Origin of the sequence: Thiomicrorhabdus sediminis (assembly GCF_005885815.1) — a bacterium.
GTDB lineage: Bacteria > Pseudomonadota > Gammaproteobacteria > Thiomicrospirales > Thiomicrospiraceae > Thiomicrorhabdus > Thiomicrorhabdus sediminis.
In genome coordinates this window covers 630,874-652,351 of the sequence record NZ_CP040602.1, presented here as the reverse complement: position 1 = coordinate 652,351, position 21,478 = coordinate 630,874, and the positions used below count along the sequence as shown (strand labels likewise).

The following is a 21,478-nucleotide window of genomic DNA, read 5'->3' as shown; positions in this document are numbered from 1 at the left end:
GCCTTGCGCATGACAAAACTGATTCAAAACTCACTGAAAAAGACTTTACAAATGTTGGCGCTGAGCGCCTCCTTTGCCACCATTGTCGCCAGCCCGACAGCATCTGCCGAACAGCTTCTCGATAAGGTGGTGGCCGTGGTCAATGACCAAATCATTTTAAAAAGTCAGCTCGACAGCAAAATGTTTGAACAGGCGCAAAGCTTAAAAGCGCAGAATATTCCCATCTCAGACACCGCCGCTTTGCGAAGTCAGGTACTGGACAGCCTGATTTTCGAAATCTTGCAGGAACAGCGCGCGAAAATGATCGGTATTCACGTCAGTGACGATGAAATCAATAATCAGCTGCAAGCCATCGCGCAAGAGAACAAGTTAAGCCTGTATGAGCTAAGAAACCGCTTGAATATCGAGATGGCAAACGGTTTTGAAAAAGCCAGAGAGCGTATCGAAAAACAAATTCTGATTCAAAAGCTACGTGAACGTGAGATTTTAAGCCAAGCTCAAGTCACCGAAAACGAGATTCAAAACTACCTTAAACGCCAAAAATTGGCCAATAACAACACGCAAATCCGTTTGGGTCACATCCTAATCGCGCTGCCCGAGTCGGCAACGGCACAGCAACGCGAACAAGCGCTAAACACAGCTAAGCAATTGAAACAGCGTATTGAAAACGGCGAGGACTTCAATCAATTGGCGGTGCGCCATTCTGATGGTGCCCGGGCGCTTCAAGGTGGTGATCTAGGCTGGATGAACGAGCAAGAGGTGCCGACCTTCTTTGCCGATGCGATTGTCGATCTATCGGTAGGTCAAAGCAGTGCCATTATTGAAAGCCCGAGTGGCTTTCACCTAATCAAGCTGATGGATAAGCAAAGCTCTGGTGCCGGTAACGAACAGGTCCAATATCATCTGTATCGCTTTATTGTCTTGAGTGACAAGGTGGATCGCATGAACACACCTCAGCAACTTTTGGATATCACTCAGTCGATGGACAGCATTCAAGATTTTCAAAAACTGTTTGAACGTTACCCAGATATTCCCAAAGAAGTGAATGCCGAAAGCGATTTGGGCTGGCGTACTTTGGACAGAATTCCACCGGTCATCCAAAACGATGTTGCCAAGATGGGTGCGAAAAACGCCCTGCCGCCTTTGGCGACCGATCAAGGCTGGATGATTCTTTATCTGGATGATGTGCGTAAAACCACCGATGCTTCCGATCAGGAACGTAAAGAAGCGATCCAAGCGATTCGTAGCCGTAAAGCGAATGAGATGTTTGATCTATGGCTAAGACGTTTGCGTGACGAAGCTTATGTACAAATCAAATAACCAGCTAATTTAGTCTTAACCACTAAGCGGCACCTTGAGTGCCGCTTTTTGTTTTAAAATAGACAGCATTTATCAATCGCGAGCTATCGCAAACAATTATTTAGACCGCAAAATGAACACAACAGAACAAAACAGCAATCCAACCACCCGCTTAGTGATCACCTCAGGTGAGCCGGCCGGCATAGGCCCGGACTTGGTGATTCAACTGGCGCAGCAGAATTGGCCGGTGGAATTGGTGGTAATTGGTGATAAAAAGCTGATTGAGCAGCGCGCCAAAATGCTTGGTTTACCCTTAACCATCAATGCTTATCAAGCCGATAAAACGGCAAAAGCCAGCGTTGCCGGCGAAATGCTCCTGCTTGATATCGCCACCGCCGAGCCGGTTGTGGCCGGACAGCTGAACCCCGCCAATGCGGATTATGTCATCAAAATGCTGAAACGTGCGATTCAAGGCTGTATGCACAACGAATTCGCCGCCATGGTCACAGGCCCGGTACACAAGGGTGTCATCAATCAGGCCGGACTGCCGTTCACCGGACATACCGAACTATTGGCGGAAGACAGTAATACCGATCAAGTGGTAATGATGCTTGCCACTCCAGGCTTGCGCGTGGCTTTGGCGACCACCCATCTTCCTCTGGTAGATGTCCCTAAAACGATTACCGAAAAACTGTTAACCGATGTGTTGAATATCACCCATCAATCGTTGAAACAGCAATTCGGCATTGAAAACCCGAACATTCTGGTCACCGGATTAAACCCACATGCTGGAGAAAACGGTCATATGGGGCGTGAAGAAATCGAAGTGATCGAACCGACATTGGCTAAACTTAACGGTAAGATGTCTTTACAAGGCCCTTTACCGGCAGACACGCTATTTACCCCGAAATATATGCAGCAAGCCGATGCGGTCTTGGCGATGTACCATGATCAGGGCTTACCGGTCTTAAAACACATGGGCTTTGGTAAAGCGGTCAATATCACTCTAGGCCTGCCTTTTGTGCGCACCTCGGTGGATCATGGTACTGCCTTGGATCTGGCCGGTAGCGGACAAGCCGATACCGGCAGTTTTTTATATGCGATTGATGTCGCACTGGAAATGATTCCCAGCCTAAACCTCCCAACCACAGACTAACAGGCGAACTCATGGCTCAAAACAAACCCAAAAAATCCGGCCACAAGCATAAGAAACAGTTCGGCCAAAACTTCTTAAATAACGGTCGTATTATCGACCAGATAGTCGCATCGATTCGCCCCAAAGCCGATGACCACATGGTTGAAATCGGTCCGGGTGAAGCGGCTTTGACCGAACCGCTGATCAATGTGGTCAAACGAATGGATATTATCGAGATCGATAATGACCTGATTGCGCCATTGAAAATTCGTTTTGCCAGCAAGCCGGCTTTCAATCTGCATCATACCGATGCGTTGACCTTTGATTACGGTCAACTGTTGGAGTTTTTGCCGCAACAGCCGCTACGTGTAGTCGGCAACCTGCCCTACAATATTTCCAGCCCACTGATGTTTCACCTATTGAACTACAGTGAGCACATTACCGATATGCACTTTATGCTACAAAAAGAAGTGGTTGACCGTATTTGTGCCGCGCCTGGCAACAAGACCTATGGCCGTTTAAGCGTGATGATGCAATACGCTTGCCAGTGCGAGTACCTGTTTACCGTTGGGCCGGAAAACTTTACTCCCCCACCCAAAGTGGATTCGGCGATTGTCCGTCTCCTGCCATATCAGCAAAAACCTTTTATTGCCGACAATGAACAGGCATTTGCCGAGCTGGTGAAGCAGGCCTTTAGCCAAAAACGTAAGACTTTGCGCAATAACCTCAAGGGATGGCTTGATAGTGAGCAGATTGTCCGCTGTGAGGTTGATCCCGGTGCACGAGCGGAAGCGCTTAGCGTTGAGCAGTTTGTCAAACTGGCCAACCTTTATTACCAACTGAACTCACAAGTCTAAGGAGCAGCTCGAATATGACGACTTATGTGATTGGCGATTTGCAAGGCTGTTACCAACCGTTGAAAAAGCTGCTCAAACAAGTCGACTATCAGCCCGGACAAGACTATCTATGGTTTGTCGGCGACATTGTCAACCGTGGTCCGGAATCCTTGCAATGCTTGAGATTTGTCAAACAGGCCTGTGAAAACCAACAGGCAAGCATGGTGCTCGGTAATCATGATTTCCATCTGCTTGCCGCCTACGCCGGCTTGGATAAATTCGTCTCCAAATCCGATACCCTGAGCGAAATTCTGCAAGCCGATGATGTCGACGAGCTGATGGATTGGCTCCGCCTGCAACCGCTAATGGTAAAGCATCCGCTTTATCACGCGGTAATGGTTCATGCCGGCATCCCGCCACAATGGAGCATTGAAGAAGCGCTCAACTACGCCGCCGAAGTCGAACAGCACCTTGCTGCCAATGATTGGCAGGAATTTCTTTGTCAGCATATGTTTGGCTCGGAACCGAAAAAATGGCACGATGGTCTACAAGGCTGGGATCGATTACGCTATATCGTTAATGCATTTGCTCGTATGCGTTATTGTGATGCCTCCGGCAAACTCGAATTCAAGCGTAAAATGGCTCCTGAAGCCTCCAATGACAGTAACGAGAAATATCAGCCTTGGTTTGTCTTCGATAATCGACGCAATAAAGATTATGAGATATTTTTTGGCCACTGGTCGACTCTTGGTGCAGTTGATGCTTATCAGGTTCATGCCACCGATACAGGTTGCTTATGGGGCGGAAAATTGACAGCCTATGCATTGGAAGAGAAACGGCGATATACTGTTGATTGTAATCAGCAATGCAAACCCAAAGCCAATGCTTAAACCAACAGCTAATTGATAAAGACTATGGATAATCAGCTTTACGAAGAACAAATTGATCCGAATATACCGACTGCGGAAGAGATGCTGAGACGCCTCCATTCGATCGATGTGCATCAGTTCAATATGCGCGAAATCGCTCATGACCTTAAAGGGGATCATATTTGGATTTCGGTGTTGACGGTTCCGGTCAGCGCGATTGTATTGGTTTCGGCGACATTGATTGGCGGCTTTGTGTTTGATAGTCCGATTATCGCTTTTTTATCGACCGCCGCTATCCTTTATTGGATTGGCCGCATGTATGACGGTCAGGAAAATAATTATCGACTCGCCGCCAGAGAAGAAGTCATGCGGCGTATCGGTGAAATTGAAGGGGAATTTGGCCTTCTCTACCATTTTCGCCACTTTCTACCGCAAAAATACCGCCATTTATGTCAGTCGGTGCGTAAACGCAAATATCTCTATATCGAACAGTACATTCAAGCGATTCTATTGCTGCAAAAACGTCTTAATGAAGAGAAGTTCACTCATATCTGGCACTTGACCTACCCTCACCTGAATCCGGACTACGAAGAGGATGGGGATTTGGAACAAGCGCAGTCCTGATCAGCGCTTGGAACCACCTGCGCACTTTGGTGACAGTGGAATATGCCCCCCCTTTTCCTGCCACTCTTGCGGCGTATAGGTATGCAAAGCCAAGGCATGAAACTGAGGCATCAACTCCACTAAAGCCTTATAAACCGCCTGATGACGCTTTACCTTATTCTGACCGATAAAATCCTCACTGACCAATGTCAATTTAAAATGCGATTCGCTCGCCGGGCCGGAATGCATATGACTTTCATTATCAAGCTGCATAAACGCAATTTGGAACCGGTCTGTTATTATCTGTTCTATCTGTGTTTGCAACATTTGCTTTCCCTTAAAACTCTAATAAAATCGGCTAATCCACTGCTATAAGCCAATTTGTAAGAATTAGCATCGCTATTATTATAGACTCGTCATACAATGAAAACATAGTCACCGCGGTGTGATTCACAGCGCTTAACTCTAAATTTTCCGCAAAAAACACTAAGACAAAGGAACCTCTCACATGCGTGCAATTTTATCGATACTATTGAGTTTTAGCTTAATCGGCTTTTCGCAAACCGCCTGTAGCGCCGAAAACAGCACTAGCGGATTTCAATTAAAACCGGTACCAGAGTTGCAAGACCCGCCATCGGATCGCTTTCCTGGCGACCCGGCCGAACACAAGGCGGTTTATATGTTCAACAAGTCCGATCCGGGATATCAAACAGCCATCCTCAATTCGATTCAAGCCATGATTAAACGTTATGGCGACAATGTCGATATCGCCGTAGTAGCGATTGGCCCAGGACTGCATGTACTTGCCAATGAACCCAAACGCGAAGTCGAACCGCTGACTTATGAGCGTGTTGCCAGCTTTGCCAAAGACTATAAGGTTCGTTGGATCGCCTGTGGTAATACTATGAATACCATCCATTGGAACCATGCAGATATGAGACCTTTTGCCGAGTACGCCGAGGTCGGCGCGGCAGCATTGATGGAGTTGCAGGAAGAAGGTTATAAGTTACTGGTGTGGTAATCCTGTAGCAAACCGATAACGCCAAATGAAGGAGCTGTAGATGAACGATAGTCAAACTGAAAGTTGGGATATTGATTTAATTGATCAGCATATTGAAGAACAGCATTTCAGTCACCGTATGGGCTGGCTAAGAGCCGCGGTACTGGGTGCGAATGACGGGATTATTTCTGTTGTCAGTTTGATTGTCGGTGTCTATGCCGCCGGTGCCGAACGTGACTATATTCTCTTAGTGGCCATCGCCGCCCTAGCCGCCGGCGCCTTATCAATGGCCGCCGGAGAATATGTATCGGTAAGTTCCCAGTCCGATACCGAAAAAGCCGACTTGGCGATTGAACGCCAAGCTTTGGCAGACAACTGGGAAGAGGAAAAAGCCGAACTGGCCGGAATCTACATGGCGCGCGGCGTTAGTGAACAAACCGCCTTTCAAGTAGCCCATGAACTGATGGAACATGATGCCTTGGATGCCCATATGCGTGATGAATTGGGGCTTTCCGAAATTCACAGCGCCAATCCGCTACAAGCCGCATTCGCATCGGCGTGCTCGTTTATCGGCGGCGGTATCGTCCCTGTATTGGTGGTGGTGTTTTTCCCTTATGAGAATCTCGGTTGGACAACCGCTATTTCATCACTGATTTTATTGGGAATACTCGGTGCGATTGCCGCCTGGATTGGTGGCGCCAATAAACTCAAAGGCGGTATACGCATGGTGATCTGGGGAAGTATTGCCATGGCAGTCACGACTTGGGTCGGTATGATATTTGGCGTTGCCGGTTGAATCTTAACCATTGATTAATAAAAAAGCCCGTTATGAAACTTTCATAACGGGCTTTTTATTTGTCGATTGACAGGCTTTCACACTACGGTTTTTGATTCACCAAAAGCAGATCGAGTTTACGGTTAAGCTCATCGACCTGAGCTTTTAAATCGGCTTCAAATGCTTGCTGTTCCTGCTGTTGTTCGCCGGTTTTTTCCAGCTCCATTTTTTTATGCTCTTCATCCAGCACATCGACCACAATACCGATCATCATATTCAAGAAAACGAATGCCGAGAAAAAGATAAACGAGATGAAATACATCCAACTTAACTTATAGACCGTCATGGTTTCATACATCACATCGGTCCAGTCCTCAAACGTCGCTACACGGAACAGGGTCAATAAAGAAATGCCCAAATCGCCCCATAGAACTGGATTGATCGTGGAGAACATCAGATTGCCGATCACCGCATACAGATAGAAAATAATAAACATCAACAAGGCCACATATCCCATACGCGGTAAGGAAGTGATTAAAGCACTCACCAAAACGCGCAGTTCTGGAATAAATGAAATCAAACGCATTACCCTGAATAGACGCAGCATACGCGCAATCAATGCATATTCGGAATCATCCAACGGAATCAAGCTGACCACGACTATGACAAAGTCAAAGATATTCCAACCCTTTTTAAAGAAGTCACGCAACCGCTCCTCAGCGGCCATACGAATACTGATTTCAATCACGAAAAACAAAGTAACGGCATAATCCAGCCCCCACAAAATGGTTTCCGCCATACTCGGTAAAGGATAGGTACGAACACCAATCATCAACGATGAAAAAATAATCACACCGATAACAAACAGTTCAAAGACCTTATTGTCACGAATCGCCTTAAAACGATTTTGAAATTTCTGCCATGCGCTCATATTCATTGCAGCACCGTTCATCTATTCTGCCCTCTTAGCAAATAGTTAATTAATTAAGTGGAAATTTATTCACAGGATTCCCGAATGGAACCTTGATCGAAAAATCAGCTTATTGTACCTATGCTATAGTTGTTACAATAGAATTTTTCAATGAGAACAGGAAATAAATTTATCATGGCAAAAATCACTGTAATCGGACAAGGTGAATGCGAGTTTGACGGTCAGTTTTCAATGCTTGATGCACTGGATGAAAACGGCTTTGATATGCCCTATAGTTGCCGTGGCGGTAACTGTGGCGCTTGCTCGGTAAGATTGATTTCGGGCGAAGTGGAAGAAATCCAATCACCGGTATATGAACCACGTAAAGGCGAAATCCTGACCTGTAGCGTGATCCCTGTGACCGATGTCGAAATTGATTTGATTTAATTCACAAATCGCAGACATAAAAAAACCCGCCAATGGCGGGTTTTTTGTTCTCAGCTTGACTTAAATTACTTAAGTTTAGCCAGCTGCTTGGCTGCAAAATTAGCTGGAACCGGGATATAACCGTCCTTAACAACCGCTTCCTGACCTTGCTTAGAAAGAACAAGCTTCAAGAATTCACCCATTACTGGCTCAACCGGCTTGTTAGGGGCCTTGTTGACATATACATAAAGTACACGTGCTAGAGGGTAAGTACCGTCAAGTGCTGTCGCGTTGCTTGGTGCCACATATTTACCATTGTCTTTCTTTGAAATAGCGATTGCCTTAACACCCGCTGTCTTATAACCGATACCTGAGTAACCGATACCGTTAAGCGATGCTGTCACAGACTGAACAACAGACGCTGAACCTGGCTGCTCATTTACAGAAGACTTGTAGTCACCTTTACAAAGTGCTTTTTTCTTGAAGTAACCGTAAGTACCAGAAACCGAGTTACGACCATAAATCTGGATAGTCTTGTTTGCAAGAGTACCTTCGGCACCAACCTGACCCCAAGTTGAAACGTCTTCTTTAGCACCACACTTACGTGTTGAAGAGAAGATTGCATCGACCTGAGAGATCGTCAATTCGTTGATTGGGTTGTCTTTGTTGACATAAACCGCTAGCGCATCGATAGCAACACCGATAGCTGTTGGCTTATAACCATGCTTTGATTCGAACATCGCGATCTCTTTAGACTTCATCTTACGGCTCATAGGACCGATGTTAGAAGTACCTTCTGTTAGCGCTGGAGGAGCAGTAGATGAACCCGCAGCCTGGATCTGGATGTTTACGTTAGGGTAGGCACGCTTGAATTCTTCAGCCCAAAGCGTCATTAGGTTCGCTAGCGTATCAGAACCAACAGAAGAAACGCTTCCAGAAACACCCGAAACTTTTTCGTAGTTAGGTAGATCATCTACCGCGTAAGCAGTTGATGTTGCCATTACTGCGCTTAGACCCATTGCCATAAGAAGGTTGGCTTTTTTCATGGTTATACTCCAAATATTTTTAAAAAAGGTAAATAGCTTGAATACGGGATCCTATTGTAGAGACGGTTCATAAAACTAAATTGACACTAATATGACAAATTGATGACATTTAACGAAATTAAATGTTTTTATAAGAATGGATAAAACTGAAAAAGACTATTGATTTATTAAAGGTTTTTAATCGAAATCGGGACAATTTACCGTGTTATTTCGATGACAAAGGAAAGACACAACGAAAACAACTGCCCTTGCCCACGACACTGTCAATCTGCAATTGACCGTTATGCCTTTCCAGCACATGCTTGACGATTGCCAATCCGAGACCGGTTCCGCCCGTGCCACGCGAACGGTCGGCATCAACCCGATAAAAACGTTCTGTTAAACGCGGAATATGCTCCTGGGCGATGCCGATACCTTCATCAATCACCTCAAAAACCGCCTGTTGGTTATGTTTGAACCAACGTACCTTGATATCCCCCCCTTCCGGTGAATAACGTACCGCGTTCGACACAAGGTTCATAAACAGGCTTTTCAGCGATTCTTCATAACCTTCCAACGTCAGATGATCGTCAATCTCAAAGCTGAACTTATGATTTACACCGCCGAGGCGCTGCGCATCCTTTTCAATCTGATGTAATAAGCTTGCAACCGATACGACTGATTTTGAGCGGTTGATGGAACCGGACTCGATCGTCGATAAAGCCAACAGGTCTTCAATAATAGCCTGCATTCGATGTGCCTGGGTTTCCATATGCTGCAACGGCACCTGCCAGGCATTTTGATGGCTGCCCGGGGTATCGAGCATAACTTCCAGATAACCGCGCAATACGGTCAGAGGCGTGCGTAATTCATGAGAAGCGTTGGCGATAAAATCACGACGGATTTGCGCTAATTGATACAGCTCAGTGATATCCCTGACAACAACAAGTTTATGGTCTTCAAAATAACTGAAAATCCGTACCTCAAAGGTACGTGATTGATGCTGAATGGCCGTCAAAGTCAAGGCTTTATCGAATTGCCCTCGACGTAGATACTGGATGAATTCAGGCTGACGGATAACCGACTCAATTTTACAGCCGATATCCTGGTGGCGCATCCCTAACATGGTTTTGGAAATCGGATTGAACCATTCGATATTGTCGCGTTTATCCAACGAAACAATCGCATCGGGAATCAACATCGACGCCGCTTTGAACTGCTCGGATTTATAAAGGTTTATATCGGCGTGTTTTTCCAGCGCGCGCTGTTTTTTATTGACCAGATAACTCAATTCCTCCCAAAAACCGGAGTCAGGAGGACTATAAGTAGACGAACGGCGATCCATCCAACGCTCGAAACGCGACATATTGAGCAGATGACGGAAAACGTAATAGATGAAATAGGCGCTAAAACTGGCAAGCCAAAGGCCGGTAATCCAGGCAAAAAAGAACACTACCAGAAAGCTGCTGAATAACCAGCTTAACTCACTTTTGATAGCATTGCTCAGCATCAGTTCACCGAAAAGCGGTAACCGGAACCACGGATGGTTTGAATGTAGTCGGCGACCTCGACCGGTTCAAGCAATTTACGCAGACGGCGGATATGCACATCAACGGTACGCTCTTCAACCACCACATTGACACCCCAGACATGGTCAAGCAGTTGAGCACGCGAATAAACACGATTAGGATGGGTCATAAAGAAATGAATCAACTTAAACTCGGTTGGCCCCAGTTTAATCTCTTCATTATTGACAAAAAAACGATGAGATTCCATATCCAACGCCATGGCACCGGAATGGAGAACATCACTGTCGACAATGTCATTGGACTGACGTCTAAGCAAGGCTTGAATACGTGCAACCAAAGCGCGGGGTGAGAATGGCTTGATCACATAATCATCGGCACCGGCATCGAACCCCTGAACCTGATCCTCTTCCCCGTCACGAGCGGTAAGCATAATCATTGCAATGGAACGGGTTTTATCGTTCTGACGCAATCGTTTCGCCAATTGAACCCCAGAGGTGCCGGGCATCATCCAATCCAATAAAATCAGATCAGGAGCACTCTCTAGAGCCAATTTCCAGCCGTCTTCGGCATTGGATGCTTCAATCACCTCATAATCCGAAGCGCTTAAGGTGAATTTGAGCATATCACGGATAGCCGCTTCGTCTTCTACTACCAATACCTTCTGCTTACTCATGTCAGACCCGTCTGGTTACAGTTACTTATCGATTCGAGATAAAAACTCGGTTAATTTATCACTGTTCATACTGCGCACGTCTTTGCCGTTAATCAGGTAAACAACACTCTCAGCAATATTAACGATATGCGCGGAAATACGTTCTGCAGCACGGATTGAAGAAATCATCTGCATGGTGTATTCCGCCAAACCATGATGACTATTCAGAGAGTCCTGAATCTCTTGCAAAGAGTCCTGTTTGATTTCGGTGATACGAACATCATCGGCAATCACTTCTTCGAGACGATCCAAGTCCAGCTGAGAGAAACAGGTTAGTACCATTTTCAGAATATTCAGATCAATGGTGATCATCTCCAGCAATGCTTTATAGCCAGGAAGAGTTTCGATGGCGATCTCTTCCACATCGGCCATTTTCGCCGCCAAACGCGAGGCATTGACACTCTCATCACCGATACGTTCCAAATCGACGGCAATGCGGATAGCGCTAACGATTAAACGCAGATCCGAAGCGGTAGGCTGCTGACGAGCCAATACACGGGCACAAAGACTATCGATTTCAACTTCGTGCTTATTAACGAACTTGTCCGAATGCTTAATCTCCGAAGCTAGGGTTGAGTTTGATCCCTTAATCGCTTCAATGGCATTATTAAGCTGTCCCTCAACCAGACCACCCATTGCCAGGACATGGTTGAACAAGTCCTCTAGGTTGCGATTGTATTGCGCTGAAATATGAGTTTTAAACTCTGTTCTTTCCATCTGTTTATCTCTTTTTGGTGCTTGACCAACTTAATAAATTAACCGTAACGCCCAGTAATATAATCTTCAGTTCGCTTGACCTGTGGATTGGTGAACAAGCTGTCTGTATCCGTATATTCGATCAAGTCACCCATATACATAAAGGCGGTGTAATCGGATACACGAGCCGCCTGTTGCATATTGTGGGTAACAATCAAAATCGTGAATTCTTTTTTCAATTCGAAAATCAACTCTTCAATCGCCAGAGTCGAAATCGGGTCAAGTGCGGAAGTCGGCTCATCAAGCAGTAACACTTCCGGCTTGATGGCAATCGCACGGGCAATACATAAACGCTGCTGCTGACCGCCCGACATACCTAACGCATTCTCATCCAAACGGTCTTTTACCTCATCCCAGAGTCCGGCACCTTTCAACGCCCACTCAACCGTTTCGTCCAATATGGTTTTATCCGTGATACCTTGTAATCTCAAACCATAACAGACATTTTCATAAATTGACTTTGGAAACGGGTTTGGCTTCTGGAACACCATACCGACGCGGCGACGTAAAGCGGCGACATCCATGTTTTTCGCATACATGTCATCACCGTGCAGAGTCATATCACCTTCAACGCGGACAATATCAATCAAATCGTTCATACGATTGAAACAGCGTAACAAGGTTGATTTACCGCAACCTGATGGACCGATAAACGCGGTGACACGGTTTTCCGGCACGACCATATTGATGCTGTTTAGCGCCTGTTTTTCACCATAAAACAGGTTCCAGTCCTTCACCTCAATGGCAATCTTTTCATTATCCAAAGATAAAGCTCTATCTTCACGATCCATAGAAATTGACAGGTTGTGCTCACTCATAAAATTTTCCTCAGGTCGGTAACCGCCGATGCCGTTACCTAAAAAGTTTTGCTGCCCGCTTACAAGTCAGGCAAGTGTTTGCAAATTTTAAATTAGTTATCAAGCGACTTATATTTTTCACGAAGTCGGTTACGAATCGAAATCGCTCCCAAGTTCAAACTAACAATGATAATGACCAATAGTAAAGATGTTGCATAAACTAAAGGCTGAGACGCTTCGACGTTCGGGCTCTGGAAACCGACATCGTAGATATGGAAACCTAGGTGCATGAACTTACGATCAAGATGGACAAACGGTGCGATCGCATCAACCGGCAATTCAGGAGCCAGCTTAACAACACCAACCAACATCAGCGGCGCCACCTCACCGGCAGCACGCGCAATCGCCAAAATCAAACCGGTCATAATCGCCGGTGTCGCCATCGGTAAAACTATCTTCATAATGGTTTCGGCTTTGGTTGCCCCTAGGGCCAAACCACCCTCACGCAAAGAACGTGGAATACGTGCCAGACCTTCTTCGGTAGAAACAATCACCACCGGCAGCGTCAATAGCGCCATAGTCAATGATGCCCACAATAGCCCCGGCGTTCCGAAGGTTGGGCTTGGCAAGGCATAACCATAAAACAGTTCATCAATACTGCCCCCAAGAATATAGACAAAGAAACCTAAACCGAAAATACCAAATACAATCGATGGCACCCCCGCCAGGTTATTGATCGAGATTCGCACCAAACGCAAAATCGGACCGTCTTTGGCGTACTCACGCATATAGATCGCGGCAATCACTCCCATCGGCGTAACCAGAATCGTCATTAACAATACCATGGTGATGGTACCGATCATCGCCGGGAAAATCCCACCTTCGGTATTTGCCTCACGTGGGTCATCGACGAGGAAGTTGCCCAAACTGTTCATAAAGAAGCCTAACTTATCCATTGTCGACATATTGTTAGGTCGCCAGATATGGACAATCTTCTTTAAAGGTACCGTCATACGCTGACCGTTGCTGATTTCCACGGTCACCTGACCGAAGTTCGCCAACTTCTTATAAAGCACCGCAGTATCTTTTTGGTGGGCTTCAAACGCTTTTTGCAACTCGGCACGCTCTGCATCCAAACGCGCGGCTTCCGCATCGGTAAACAGGTTTTCAGCGCGTAATTTTTTCTCTTCGTAGCGCAGTTCCTGAATCTCATAGTTGATTTCACCAATCAGGATTTTTTCGATATAACGAATCTCATCATGCGTTCTGGCACTTTCTTCTACACGCTTACTAAGCTCCGCTAAGACTTCCGTTTCTTCGGTAATCGTCTGTCCGTCAAATTGACCTTCTACCAGATGACCAAACACATTACCGTACTCATAACGCTCGATAACGATGACATCATCAGCCAACTTATCCATCGGCGAAACGAATTGATCGGCGTTAATCCAGCGGAAATCGATACCGTAAACATCACGGTTACCGACCTTGATCAAGTACTGCTTGACCTCTTCTTCAGCACCGGTCTCAGGGTTCATCAATTCTCGCGTTTTGGAATCGCGAATCTCACCGATGACCTTGTTTACCTTACCGTTTTCATTAACCTGAAATTCATATACCGAATGCGGCCAGAAATGAACCGCCCCCTTATAGGTAATCATGGCGATCAAACCGAAAACCAATACCACGCTGATACTGACCATGGCCGAACTCAACCAGATCCAGTGTTCACCTTTATTCATCCATGCTTTCATTAATCAGACTCCTATAGTGAACCATATTTACGGCGCATGCGCTGTCGGACAACTTCGGCCAAGGTGTTGAAGATAAAGGTGAAAATAAACAGTACCAAACCGGCAAGGAACAACACTCTATAGTGTGAACTGGCAACTTCAGCCTCTGCCATTTCCACAGCAAGGTTAGCCGACAGCGTACGCATACCTTCAAAGATATTTACTTCCATCAACGGTGTATTACCCGAAGCCATCAAGACGATCATGGTCTCACCGACACCGCGACCGAAGCCCAGCATAATCGCTGAGAAGATACCCGGGCTTGCTGTCGGCAAAACAACACCGACAAGGGTCTGCCAACCGCTCGCACCAAGAGCCAAAGAACCGTTAACCAGATAACTCGGTACGTTATAGATCGCATCCTCCGTCACCGAGAAGATCGTCGGGATCAGCGCAAAGCCCATCGCAAAACCGATAACCATCGCATTACGCTGATCAAAATCGATACCGGCTTCGGCGGTCAGCCAGTGACGCATATTGCCATCAAAGAAGGCATTTTCGATTGGGCTGCTTAACTGCAATGCCAACCAACCCAAGACAATGATTACCGGAATCATCAATACTGCTCGTCTACCAACCGGCACCGTCAGACGAATCGACTCGGGCAGGCGTGACCAAGCGTAACCGAACAGAACAATACCGATTGGCACCAATATCAATATGGCGAAGAAACCGGGTAAATTCGCCTCCATATAAGGCGCCAACCAAAGACCGGCTAGGAAACCGAGGATTACCGTAGGCAGCGCTTCGATCAATTCGACCGATGGCTTAACCCATTGACGGGTCGCTTTATCCATAAAGAAAGCGGTATAGATCGCTGCAAGAATGGCGATAGGCACGGCAAACAACATCGAATACAGCGCCGCCTTAATGGTACCGAACGTTAATGGGGTTAAAGAGAATTTAGGCTCAAAATCGGAGCTGGCTGACGATGACTGCCAAGTATAACTTGGCTCTTCATAGCCTTCATACCAGACCTTCCCCCAAAGACTTGAGAAAGACACATCCGGATGTTCGTTTTCAATATCAAAAAAGACAATCTGATTACCGCTTTCTACCACAGCGCCATTTGCACGCGGAGCCATGGTTACGTTAGCATCGCCACCCTTATCGGCAAAGGTTTCAGAGCCGAGATGACGTTCTGCCGTTGAGTGATAAAGGTGGAAGCCACCTTGGTTATCAGTGACGGCAAAACCTTTACGTGCCAATTCAATACCGATCGAAGTCACTGCGGCATCACTGACCTTAAACGAACGGATTTGCTGGAGAGCAAAGTTATTGTTGTCATCACGAACCGGGAACCACTGATAGACGTTACCTTTATTGGTACCGATCATCAAAGAGTAGTCACCCAACAAGAAACGGATCAAAGTCGGCTTTTCATCATTTTTTAACAGATTGACGTGTTGAACCAAAGCCGGCTCGTCAATATAACGGATATCATAGAAATCGGTGGCACCATCTGCATCGATCAAATATAGATTGCGCCCACTAACATCCATCTTCAACCACTTAACTTTTGATGTCGGTGTAAATTCACCAGAGTTGTTCTCTTCCAATGTTACCGAGTCCGATAACATCGATTCGACTTTGCTGAATTCTTTAATGTAAACACGCTGTTGCCCGGCTACCTGGTAGGCGATACGCATTTCCGATTCACCGGCTTTGATGGACAGCTTACTGATGGCATCGTCAGCCAACTCGATCGACTCTTCACCAAACGGATACTCAACCTTAGGCGTAATGGTTTTGACGTTATCAGGATAAGTGACGTTATAGCCGTATTTGGCAAACAATAGACTACCGTCAGAAAGACCAAAGGCGACCAGATGGGTTAGTTCGTTGACGACAGTGAAGCTGGTGATGTCATTACCGTTTAACGGCAAGCTTTCATTGAAATTCTCGGCTCCGTTGACTAGGTCAAAACCAACCAGCTTACCCGATTCGGTAAAACGGATAGCCGAGCTTTTGTATTCATCGACACCATAGTACAAAGTTTTTTCCTGCTCGCCGCCAGGCAGAGCAAAACTGTGGGATTTTTCTATACTTGCCGGTGTAAATAGCGGCAATACCACATAGAACAGAAAGAACATGATAAGTAACACGGCAAAGATAACACCGACACCACCAAAGGATATTCCATAGCGTGCCAAAGCATCTTTTAGGTTACGGCGGCGAATGCGCTTTTCAAAAGCTTCACCACTTAAGGCTTCATCCAGCTTACCCTGTACAGAAGTCGTCATATTTTCAACCTAACTTGTAATGGTTCCACAACCATGTATCTTGAATCAATTTTTAGCTTTTGCAAGCTCTATTCCAGAAACCATAGTCGCCAATTTAAAATTGTTATGAATATTAACAGGCGAATATGACAAGGAAATTGCATTTTAAATTGTTTATGACACATTTCTGTAACATTTTTGTAATATTTGATAATAGATTCTACTTATCGCAAAAAGCTCAAAAAAACTCCATTTGCACCAGTAATTTTTAAATTTTGCACCAAAAGCAAACATTTCCACTTTTTATCTATATCTCAATCACTTACCCGCCCCATGCAAATCATTGATACAAAAGCTGTTTAATTTCTTTTTAAAAAAATTGAAATCTTGGCATGGTTCACGCTATTATCACCGTGTTTATTTTAATTACTTTTAGCTGATAAAGGACTATCACAATGCCACAAGCTATTTTTGACATGATCAAAGACAACGATGTTAAGTGGGCAGACTTACGTTTTACCGATACACTTGGTAAAGAACAACACGTAACTATCCCAGCATCAAGAATAGACGAAGATTTCTTCACTGACGGTGAAACTTTTGACGGTTCATCTATCGCTGGATGGAAAGGTATCAACGAATCAGATATGTTGCTTATGCCACAAACTGAAGGCTTCTACCTAGACCCATTCACGAACGATCCTACAATCATCATCCGTATGCAGATTGTTGAGCCATCAACAATGGAATCTTATGAAAAAGATCCTCGTGGCATTGCAAAACGCGCTGAAGCTTACCTAGCCTCTACAGGTATTGCCGATACAGCATTCTTTGGTCCTGAACCAGAATTCTTTATCTTCGACGATGTTACTTGGGGCCAGGACATGTCAGGTTCATTCGTAAAAATGAACTCTGGTGAATCCGCATGGGAATCAGGTCGTGTTGTAGAAGGCGGTAACATGGGTCACCGCCCTAAGGTTAAAGGTGGTTACTTCCCAGTTCCTCCTGTTGACCAGCTACACGAAGTTCGTGCTGACATCTGTGCGATGGCTGAAGCGATGGGCCTAACACTAGAAGCCCACCACCACGAAGTAGCTGCTGCGGGTCAATGTGAGCTAGCGGTTGCTGGTAACACACTAACAGCTAAAGCTGATGAAGTTCAGGTACTTAAGTATGCCGTTCATAACACTTGCCAGGCACTTGGCAAGACTGCGACATTTATGCCTAAGCCAATCGTTGGTGATAACGGTACTGGTATGCACATCAATCAGTCTCTATCTAAAGACGGTAAAAACATCTTTGCCGGTGACGTTTACTCAGGTCTTTCACAAGAAGCACTTTGGTACCTAGGCGGTCTAATGAAGCACGCACGTGCACTTAACGCTTTCTGTAACCCTGGCACAAACTCTTATAAGCGTTTGGTTCCTGGCTTTGAAGCACCAATCCTGGTTGCCTACTCTGGTAAGAACCGTTCAGCCTCTATCCGTATCCCTTATGCTCCTTCAGAGCGTTCGCGTCGTGTAGAACTACGTTTCCCTGACCCAACAGCCAACCCATACCTAGCATTCTCTGCTTGCTTGATGGCCGGTCTTGACGGGATCATGAACAAGATCGATCCAGGCGAGCCTTCAGAGAAAGATCTATATGACCTATCTCCAGAAGAAGAAGCAGAATACGATACACTTTGTGCCTCTCTAGAAGAAGCGCTGGCAGCACTAGATGCAGACCGTGAATTCTTGAAAGCCGGTGGCGTATTCACAGACGAAACAATCGACTCTTACATCGACCTTAAGATGGAAGAAGTTACTCGTCTACGTGCAACAACACACCCAATCGAGTTTGACATGTACTACTCTTGCTAATCAGTTAGCCAAGACGTTAAAAAAACCCGCATAATGCGGGTTTTTTTATCTCTGCAATTTTCAACCACCAATCAATTAAAACCATAACCGCTAAACACAAACAATACCTTCAAGCCAACATTAGCGACTGCCAGACTCTGTGAACAGCGGCACGCTCTTGTCGATAACAGCTCTGCTCGACCATCGCTTTGTCATTTGCCAAAGACAAACGGTGATATTTCGAACGATAGACTTTATATGCATCGGTCAAGGACTGCACATCCTCATTTGATAACAACGATGATGCCGACACCTGCTCTAAAATTCGCACATTATCACTATACTGGGCTAAATTCGGATATTCTTTTGCATAAGCCAAGACCAGATACTGCATCATAAACTCAATATCCACAATACCACCGACACCCTGCTTCAAATCAAACCACTGCTCATCACTTTTATCTAACGACTGCTGCATCTTCTGACGCATCTCAACCACTTCACTCCTGACCTTTTCCGGGTCACGCGACTGGCACAAAAACGCCAAACGAAACTGTTCAAACGCCTCAACAGCCTGATCATCACCTGCCACCGCTCTAGCGCGAACCAAGGCCTGATGTTCCCAATTCCACGCCTTATTTTCAATATATGCCTGAAAGCTAGGCAAATCAGTGACCAACATGCCGGAATTACCATTGGGACGCAATCGACAATCCACCTCATACAGACGACCCGAGGGCATCACCGTACTTAATATCGAAATCAACTTCTGCCCCATACGAATAAAATAGATCGCATTATCCAGCTGCTTGCCATTCGTAGCGGTCGTCATGGCTCCGGACTCAACGCCTTGATATAAAAACACCATATCCAAATCGGAGCCGTAACCCAACTCGATACCGCCAAGCTTACCGTAGCCCAAAACCATAAAAGGGTTGCGAGGGTGATCGGCACTAACACCCCCTGGAATACCGGAACGCTGTTGCATAAACTGCCAGCAAAACTCGACACTAACATCCAATACCGCTTGAGCAATCCAGGTAAGATAGTCACTCACCTTCATGACAGGCACATTGCCGGTGACATCGGCGGCAGCCACCTTGAAGACTTGCGCATGCTTCCATTGTCGCAAACGCTCCATAAAGAGTTCTTCATCCAAACCGGTTTCGGTTAACAACTGACACGCCTCTAGCTTTAAGTCCTCATAAGCCAAAGGAGAATACAAATCCCTCTCATCAATCAATTGATCCAATAATGCAGGATACTTAACCAGCATATCGGCCATCCAGGCACTCGACTCACAAAGTTGCACCAGATGCTTTAACGCTTGCGGATTTTCCTTTAGCAGAATTAGATAGACACTACGCTTGGCAATGGACTCAAGAATGGCGACAACCCGCTTTAAGGTCTGCTCGTTAGCGCGCTTAGCCAGCAACTCTTTTAGCACCAATGGCATGACCGCATCAAGACGATCCAACGCATCCCGACTCATTGCTTGCACGGCTCGTGATAACTTGAAGTCATGCAAAACCTTCTGCATTGATTCCGCCAAAGACTGTGAACACTCGACTTCGGTGTCTGCCGACAAGGTGATTTTTTGATCATCGCTTTGCCAGATCTTTTTATAATCGCCATCTTCGCCTGCAGCCAGCTCCGATTCATCCTGACCAAAAACCTGACTGAACTGCTGCTGGACATAATCACGATACTCAGCCAACACCCGATTGAACTCACCCAATTCTGGATAGCCCAACGATTGTGCCAACAACAGCTGCTGACCTTGGTCTTTTGGCAGATCATGAACCTGCTGATCATTCCACATCTGCACACGGTTTTCCGCCGCACGCAAAAAGCGGTAAGCGTCTTCAAGCCTGCTAGCGACATCTGCCTCAAGAAACTGCTTATCGACCAACTGATGCAAAATTGGCAACAATGAACTGCCTTGCAATGTTATCTCACGTCCGCCGTGCACCAACTGAAACGATTGCACGATAAACTCAATTTCACGAATACCACCTGCTCCAAGCTTGAGATTATGTTGCATACCTTTTTTTGCAACCTGATCGGCAATCATCGACTTCAATTCACGTAATGAATCCATCGCACTGAAGTCCACATAACGACGATAGATAAACGGCTTGAGAATTTTAAACAATTCAGCGCCCTTGGCCTTATCTCCGGCAATGACTCGCGCCTTGACCAAGGCATAACGTTCCCAAGCACGACCATGAATTTCATAATAGTTCTCCAAGCCGGAAAAGCTCACCGCCAAGGGACCGGTATCACCAAATGGACGCAAACGCATATCGACACGATAGACAAAACCATCAACCGTCATATCCACCAGGGATTTATTCACCGCCTGACCCAAGCGAATAAAAAACTGGTCATTGGAAATGGAGCGCGCTGCACCTTCGGTCTCCCCCGCTTCGGGAAAGGCAAAAATCAAATCGATATCGGAGGAGAAGTTCAGCTCTTGTCCACCGAGCTTCCCCATACCGATAACAATCAACTGCTGCGCGTCACCTGATTCTCGGCCAACAGGTGTACCGTAACGCTGACAATATCGAGGGTAATACCAATCCAGACTTGCCGAAACCAAAGCATCGGCCAACTCAGAGGTGGCTTTGATTGTTTCATCAAGACTTGCCATGCCTTGCAAGTCACGCAAGCCAATTCGCCCCATCATCGTATTGCGCTGAACGCGTAAAGCCTTGAATAAAGCTTGTTCATCAGTACAACCGATAACAGCGTCATAAACCCTAGTGAACAATTCACCTTGCTGCCACGCACTTTCATAACTCTCTTTGTTTGCGATATCCGGATAACGGTTTGTTAAACGCTCAACAAAAGGGCTCCACTGCAAAGCTTGCTGCAAACTATAGGTCATAAATTCTCCGCATTTTCTTTGTTTCAACTTTGTAAACCATTTAGCTTAGCTAAACGGTAA

19 protein-coding genes are annotated in these 21,478 nt (G+C 45.9%); 9 read left to right on the top strand and 10 right to left on the bottom strand.

Annotated elements, in window-relative coordinates; all coding sequences use genetic code 11:
- Positions 1–9: 9 nt before the first annotated feature.
- The 5 genes from FE785_RS02950 to FE785_RS02930 all read left to right on the top strand — a co-directional run bounded on the left by FE785_RS02950 (position 10) and on the right by FE785_RS02930 (position 4,763).
- Entirely contained in the window at positions 10–1,320 is a 1,311-nt protein-coding gene (locus tag FE785_RS02950; RefSeq protein WP_168188898.1) for a peptidylprolyl isomerase, read from the top strand.
- Between the two features lie 112 nt (positions 1,321–1,432).
- On the top strand, positions 1,433–2,455 hold the full coding sequence (pdxA, locus tag FE785_RS02945; RefSeq protein ID WP_138564253.1) for a 4-hydroxythreonine-4-phosphate dehydrogenase PdxA: 1,023 nt from the start codon (positions 1,433–1,435) through the stop codon (positions 2,453–2,455).
- An 11-nt stretch (positions 2,456–2,466) separates the two neighbouring features.
- Positions 2,467–3,291, top strand: a complete 825-nt coding sequence (gene rsmA, locus FE785_RS02940; RefSeq protein ID WP_138564251.1) for a 16S rRNA (adenine(1518)-N(6)/adenine(1519)-N(6))-dimethyltransferase RsmA — start codon at positions 2,467–2,469, stop codon at positions 3,289–3,291.
- A gap of 14 nt (positions 3,292–3,305) precedes the next feature.
- The gene (locus tag FE785_RS02935; protein WP_138564249.1) at positions 3,306–4,160 is read left to right on the top strand and encodes a symmetrical bis(5'-nucleosyl)-tetraphosphatase; all 855 of its coding nucleotides are present in this window, start codon (positions 3,306–3,308) and stop codon (positions 4,158–4,160) included.
- A 24-nt stretch (positions 4,161–4,184) separates the two neighbouring features.
- A complete protein-coding gene (locus FE785_RS02930) occupies positions 4,185–4,763 on the top strand; it encodes a hypothetical protein (RefSeq protein ID WP_138564247.1) in 579 nt (192 codons plus the stop codon).
- Here FE785_RS02930 and FE785_RS02925 read toward each other — a convergent pair whose 3' ends face one another.
- On the bottom strand, positions 4,764–5,069 hold the full coding sequence (locus tag FE785_RS02925; RefSeq protein WP_138564245.1) for a BolA family protein: 306 nt from the start codon (positions 5,067–5,069) through the stop codon (positions 4,764–4,766).
- A 181-nt stretch (positions 5,070–5,250) separates the two neighbouring features.
- Here FE785_RS02925 and FE785_RS02920 point away from each other — a divergent pair, with 181 nt between their 5' ends.
- Both FE785_RS02920 and FE785_RS02915 read left to right on the top strand, forming a co-directional pair.
- Positions 5,251–5,763, top strand: a complete 513-nt coding sequence (locus FE785_RS02920) for a DsrE family protein (protein WP_138564243.1) — start codon at positions 5,251–5,253, stop codon at positions 5,761–5,763.
- 40 nt (positions 5,764–5,803) lie between these two features.
- Positions 5,804–6,538 (top strand): VIT1/CCC1 transporter family protein, encoded by a 735-nt coding sequence (locus FE785_RS02915; RefSeq protein ID WP_138564241.1) that lies wholly within the window; start codon positions 5,804–5,806, stop codon positions 6,536–6,538.
- An 82-nt stretch (positions 6,539–6,620) separates the two neighbouring features.
- On the opposite strand, the gene FE785_RS02910 is transcribed toward FE785_RS02915, so the two are convergent.
- Positions 6,621–7,469, bottom strand: coding sequence for an ion transporter (locus tag FE785_RS02910; protein ID WP_238696321.1), 849 nt, complete (start codon positions 7,467–7,469; stop codon positions 6,621–6,623).
- Between the two features lie 153 nt (positions 7,470–7,622).
- Between FE785_RS02910 and FE785_RS02905 the strand changes: the two genes are divergently transcribed.
- The gene (locus FE785_RS02905) at positions 7,623–7,874 is read left to right on the top strand and encodes a 2Fe-2S iron-sulfur cluster-binding protein (protein WP_138564239.1); all 252 of its coding nucleotides are present in this window, start codon (positions 7,623–7,625) and stop codon (positions 7,872–7,874) included.
- Between the two features lie 65 nt (positions 7,875–7,939).
- On the opposite strand, the gene FE785_RS02900 is transcribed toward FE785_RS02905, so the two are convergent.
- From FE785_RS02900 to FE785_RS02870, 7 genes are all read right to left on the bottom strand, one after another.
- On the bottom strand, positions 7,940–8,899 hold the full coding sequence (locus FE785_RS02900) for a PstS family phosphate ABC transporter substrate-binding protein (protein ID WP_138564237.1): 960 nt from the start codon (positions 8,897–8,899) through the stop codon (positions 7,940–7,942).
- 205 nt (positions 8,900–9,104) lie between these two features.
- Positions 9,105–10,388, bottom strand: coding sequence for a phosphate regulon sensor histidine kinase PhoR (gene phoR, locus FE785_RS02895; protein ID WP_138564235.1), 1,284 nt, complete (start codon positions 10,386–10,388; stop codon positions 9,105–9,107).
- Positions 10,388–11,080 (bottom strand): phosphate regulon transcriptional regulator PhoB, encoded by a 693-nt coding sequence (gene phoB, locus FE785_RS02890; RefSeq protein WP_138564233.1) that lies wholly within the window; start codon positions 11,078–11,080, stop codon positions 10,388–10,390. The genes phoR and phoB overlap by 1 nt, the downstream gene beginning before the upstream one ends.
- Before the next feature lie 21 nt (positions 11,081–11,101).
- Positions 11,102–11,836 carry a phosphate signaling complex protein PhoU gene (phoU, locus tag FE785_RS02885; RefSeq protein WP_138564231.1) on the bottom strand — a complete coding sequence of 245 codons (735 nt, stop codon included), beginning with the start codon at positions 11,834–11,836 and terminating at the stop codon, positions 11,102–11,104.
- A 38-nt stretch (positions 11,837–11,874) separates the two neighbouring features.
- On the bottom strand, positions 11,875–12,693 hold the full coding sequence (gene pstB, locus FE785_RS02880; protein ID WP_138564229.1) for a phosphate ABC transporter ATP-binding protein PstB: 819 nt from the start codon (positions 12,691–12,693) through the stop codon (positions 11,875–11,877).
- A 92-nt stretch (positions 12,694–12,785) separates the two neighbouring features.
- Complete coding sequence (pstA, locus tag FE785_RS02875; protein WP_138564227.1) at positions 12,786–14,426, bottom strand: phosphate ABC transporter permease PstA; 1,641 nt, start codon at positions 14,424–14,426, stop codon at positions 12,786–12,788.
- An 11-nt stretch (positions 14,427–14,437) separates the two neighbouring features.
- The gene (locus FE785_RS02870) at positions 14,438–16,708 is read right to left on the bottom strand and encodes an ABC transporter permease subunit (protein WP_138564225.1); all 2,271 of its coding nucleotides are present in this window, start codon (positions 16,706–16,708) and stop codon (positions 14,438–14,440) included.
- Positions 16,709–17,142: 434 nt separating this feature from the next.
- Between FE785_RS02870 and glnA the strand changes: the two genes are divergently transcribed.
- The gene (gene glnA, locus FE785_RS02865; protein ID WP_138564223.1) at positions 17,143–18,549 is read left to right on the top strand and encodes a type I glutamate--ammonia ligase; all 1,407 of its coding nucleotides are present in this window, start codon (positions 17,143–17,145) and stop codon (positions 18,547–18,549) included.
- Between the two features lie 109 nt (positions 18,550–18,658).
- Here glnA and glnE read toward each other — a convergent pair whose 3' ends face one another.
- Complete coding sequence (glnE, locus tag FE785_RS02860) at positions 18,659–21,418, bottom strand: bifunctional [glutamate--ammonia ligase]-adenylyl-L-tyrosine phosphorylase/[glutamate--ammonia-ligase] adenylyltransferase (protein WP_138564221.1); 2,760 nt, start codon at positions 21,416–21,418, stop codon at positions 18,659–18,661.
- Between the last annotated feature and the right edge of the window lie 60 nt (positions 21,419–21,478).

Coding starts and splice junctions, on each gene's coding strand:
- FE785_RS02950 (WP_168188898.1), top strand. CDS start 10: ATGACAAAACTGATTCAAAACTCACTGAAAAAGACTTTACAAATGTTG.
- pdxA (WP_138564253.1), top strand. CDS start 1,433: ATGAACACAACAGAACAAAACAGCAATCCAACCACCCGCTTAGTGATC.
- rsmA (WP_138564251.1), top strand. CDS start 2,467: ATGGCTCAAAACAAACCCAAAAAATCCGGCCACAAGCATAAGAAACAG.
- FE785_RS02935 (WP_138564249.1), top strand. CDS start 3,306: ATGACGACTTATGTGATTGGCGATTTGCAAGGCTGTTACCAACCGTTG.
- FE785_RS02930 (WP_138564247.1), top strand. CDS start 4,185: ATGGATAATCAGCTTTACGAAGAACAAATTGATCCGAATATACCGACT.
- FE785_RS02925 (WP_138564245.1), bottom strand. CDS start 5,069: ATGTTGCAAACACAGATAGAACAGATAATAACAGACCGGTTCCAAATT.
- FE785_RS02920 (WP_138564243.1), top strand. CDS start 5,251: ATGCGTGCAATTTTATCGATACTATTGAGTTTTAGCTTAATCGGCTTT.
- FE785_RS02915 (WP_138564241.1), top strand. CDS start 5,804: ATGAACGATAGTCAAACTGAAAGTTGGGATATTGATTTAATTGATCAG.
- FE785_RS02910 (WP_238696321.1), bottom strand. CDS start 7,469: ATGAACGGTGCTGCAATGAATATGAGCGCATGGCAGAAATTTCAAAAT.
- FE785_RS02905 (WP_138564239.1), top strand. CDS start 7,623: ATGGCAAAAATCACTGTAATCGGACAAGGTGAATGCGAGTTTGACGGT.
- FE785_RS02900 (WP_138564237.1), bottom strand. CDS start 8,899: ATGAAAAAAGCCAACCTTCTTATGGCAATGGGTCTAAGCGCAGTAATG.
- phoR (WP_138564235.1), bottom strand. CDS start 10,388: ATGCTGAGCAATGCTATCAAAAGTGAGTTAAGCTGGTTATTCAGCAGC.
- phoB (WP_138564233.1), bottom strand. CDS start 11,080: ATGAGTAAGCAGAAGGTATTGGTAGTAGAAGACGAAGCGGCTATCCGT.
- phoU (WP_138564231.1), bottom strand. CDS start 11,836: ATGGAAAGAACAGAGTTTAAAACTCATATTTCAGCGCAATACAATCGC.
- pstB (WP_138564229.1), bottom strand. CDS start 12,693: ATGAGTGAGCACAACCTGTCAATTTCTATGGATCGTGAAGATAGAGCT.
- pstA (WP_138564227.1), bottom strand. CDS start 14,426: ATGAAAGCATGGATGAATAAAGGTGAACACTGGATCTGGTTGAGTTCG.
- FE785_RS02870 (WP_138564225.1), bottom strand. CDS start 16,708: ATGACGACTTCTGTACAGGGTAAGCTGGATGAAGCCTTAAGTGGTGAA.
- glnA (WP_138564223.1), top strand. CDS start 17,143: ATGCCACAAGCTATTTTTGACATGATCAAAGACAACGATGTTAAGTGG.
- glnE (WP_138564221.1), bottom strand. CDS start 21,418: ATGACCTATAGTTTGCAGCAAGCTTTGCAGTGGAGCCCTTTTGTTGAG.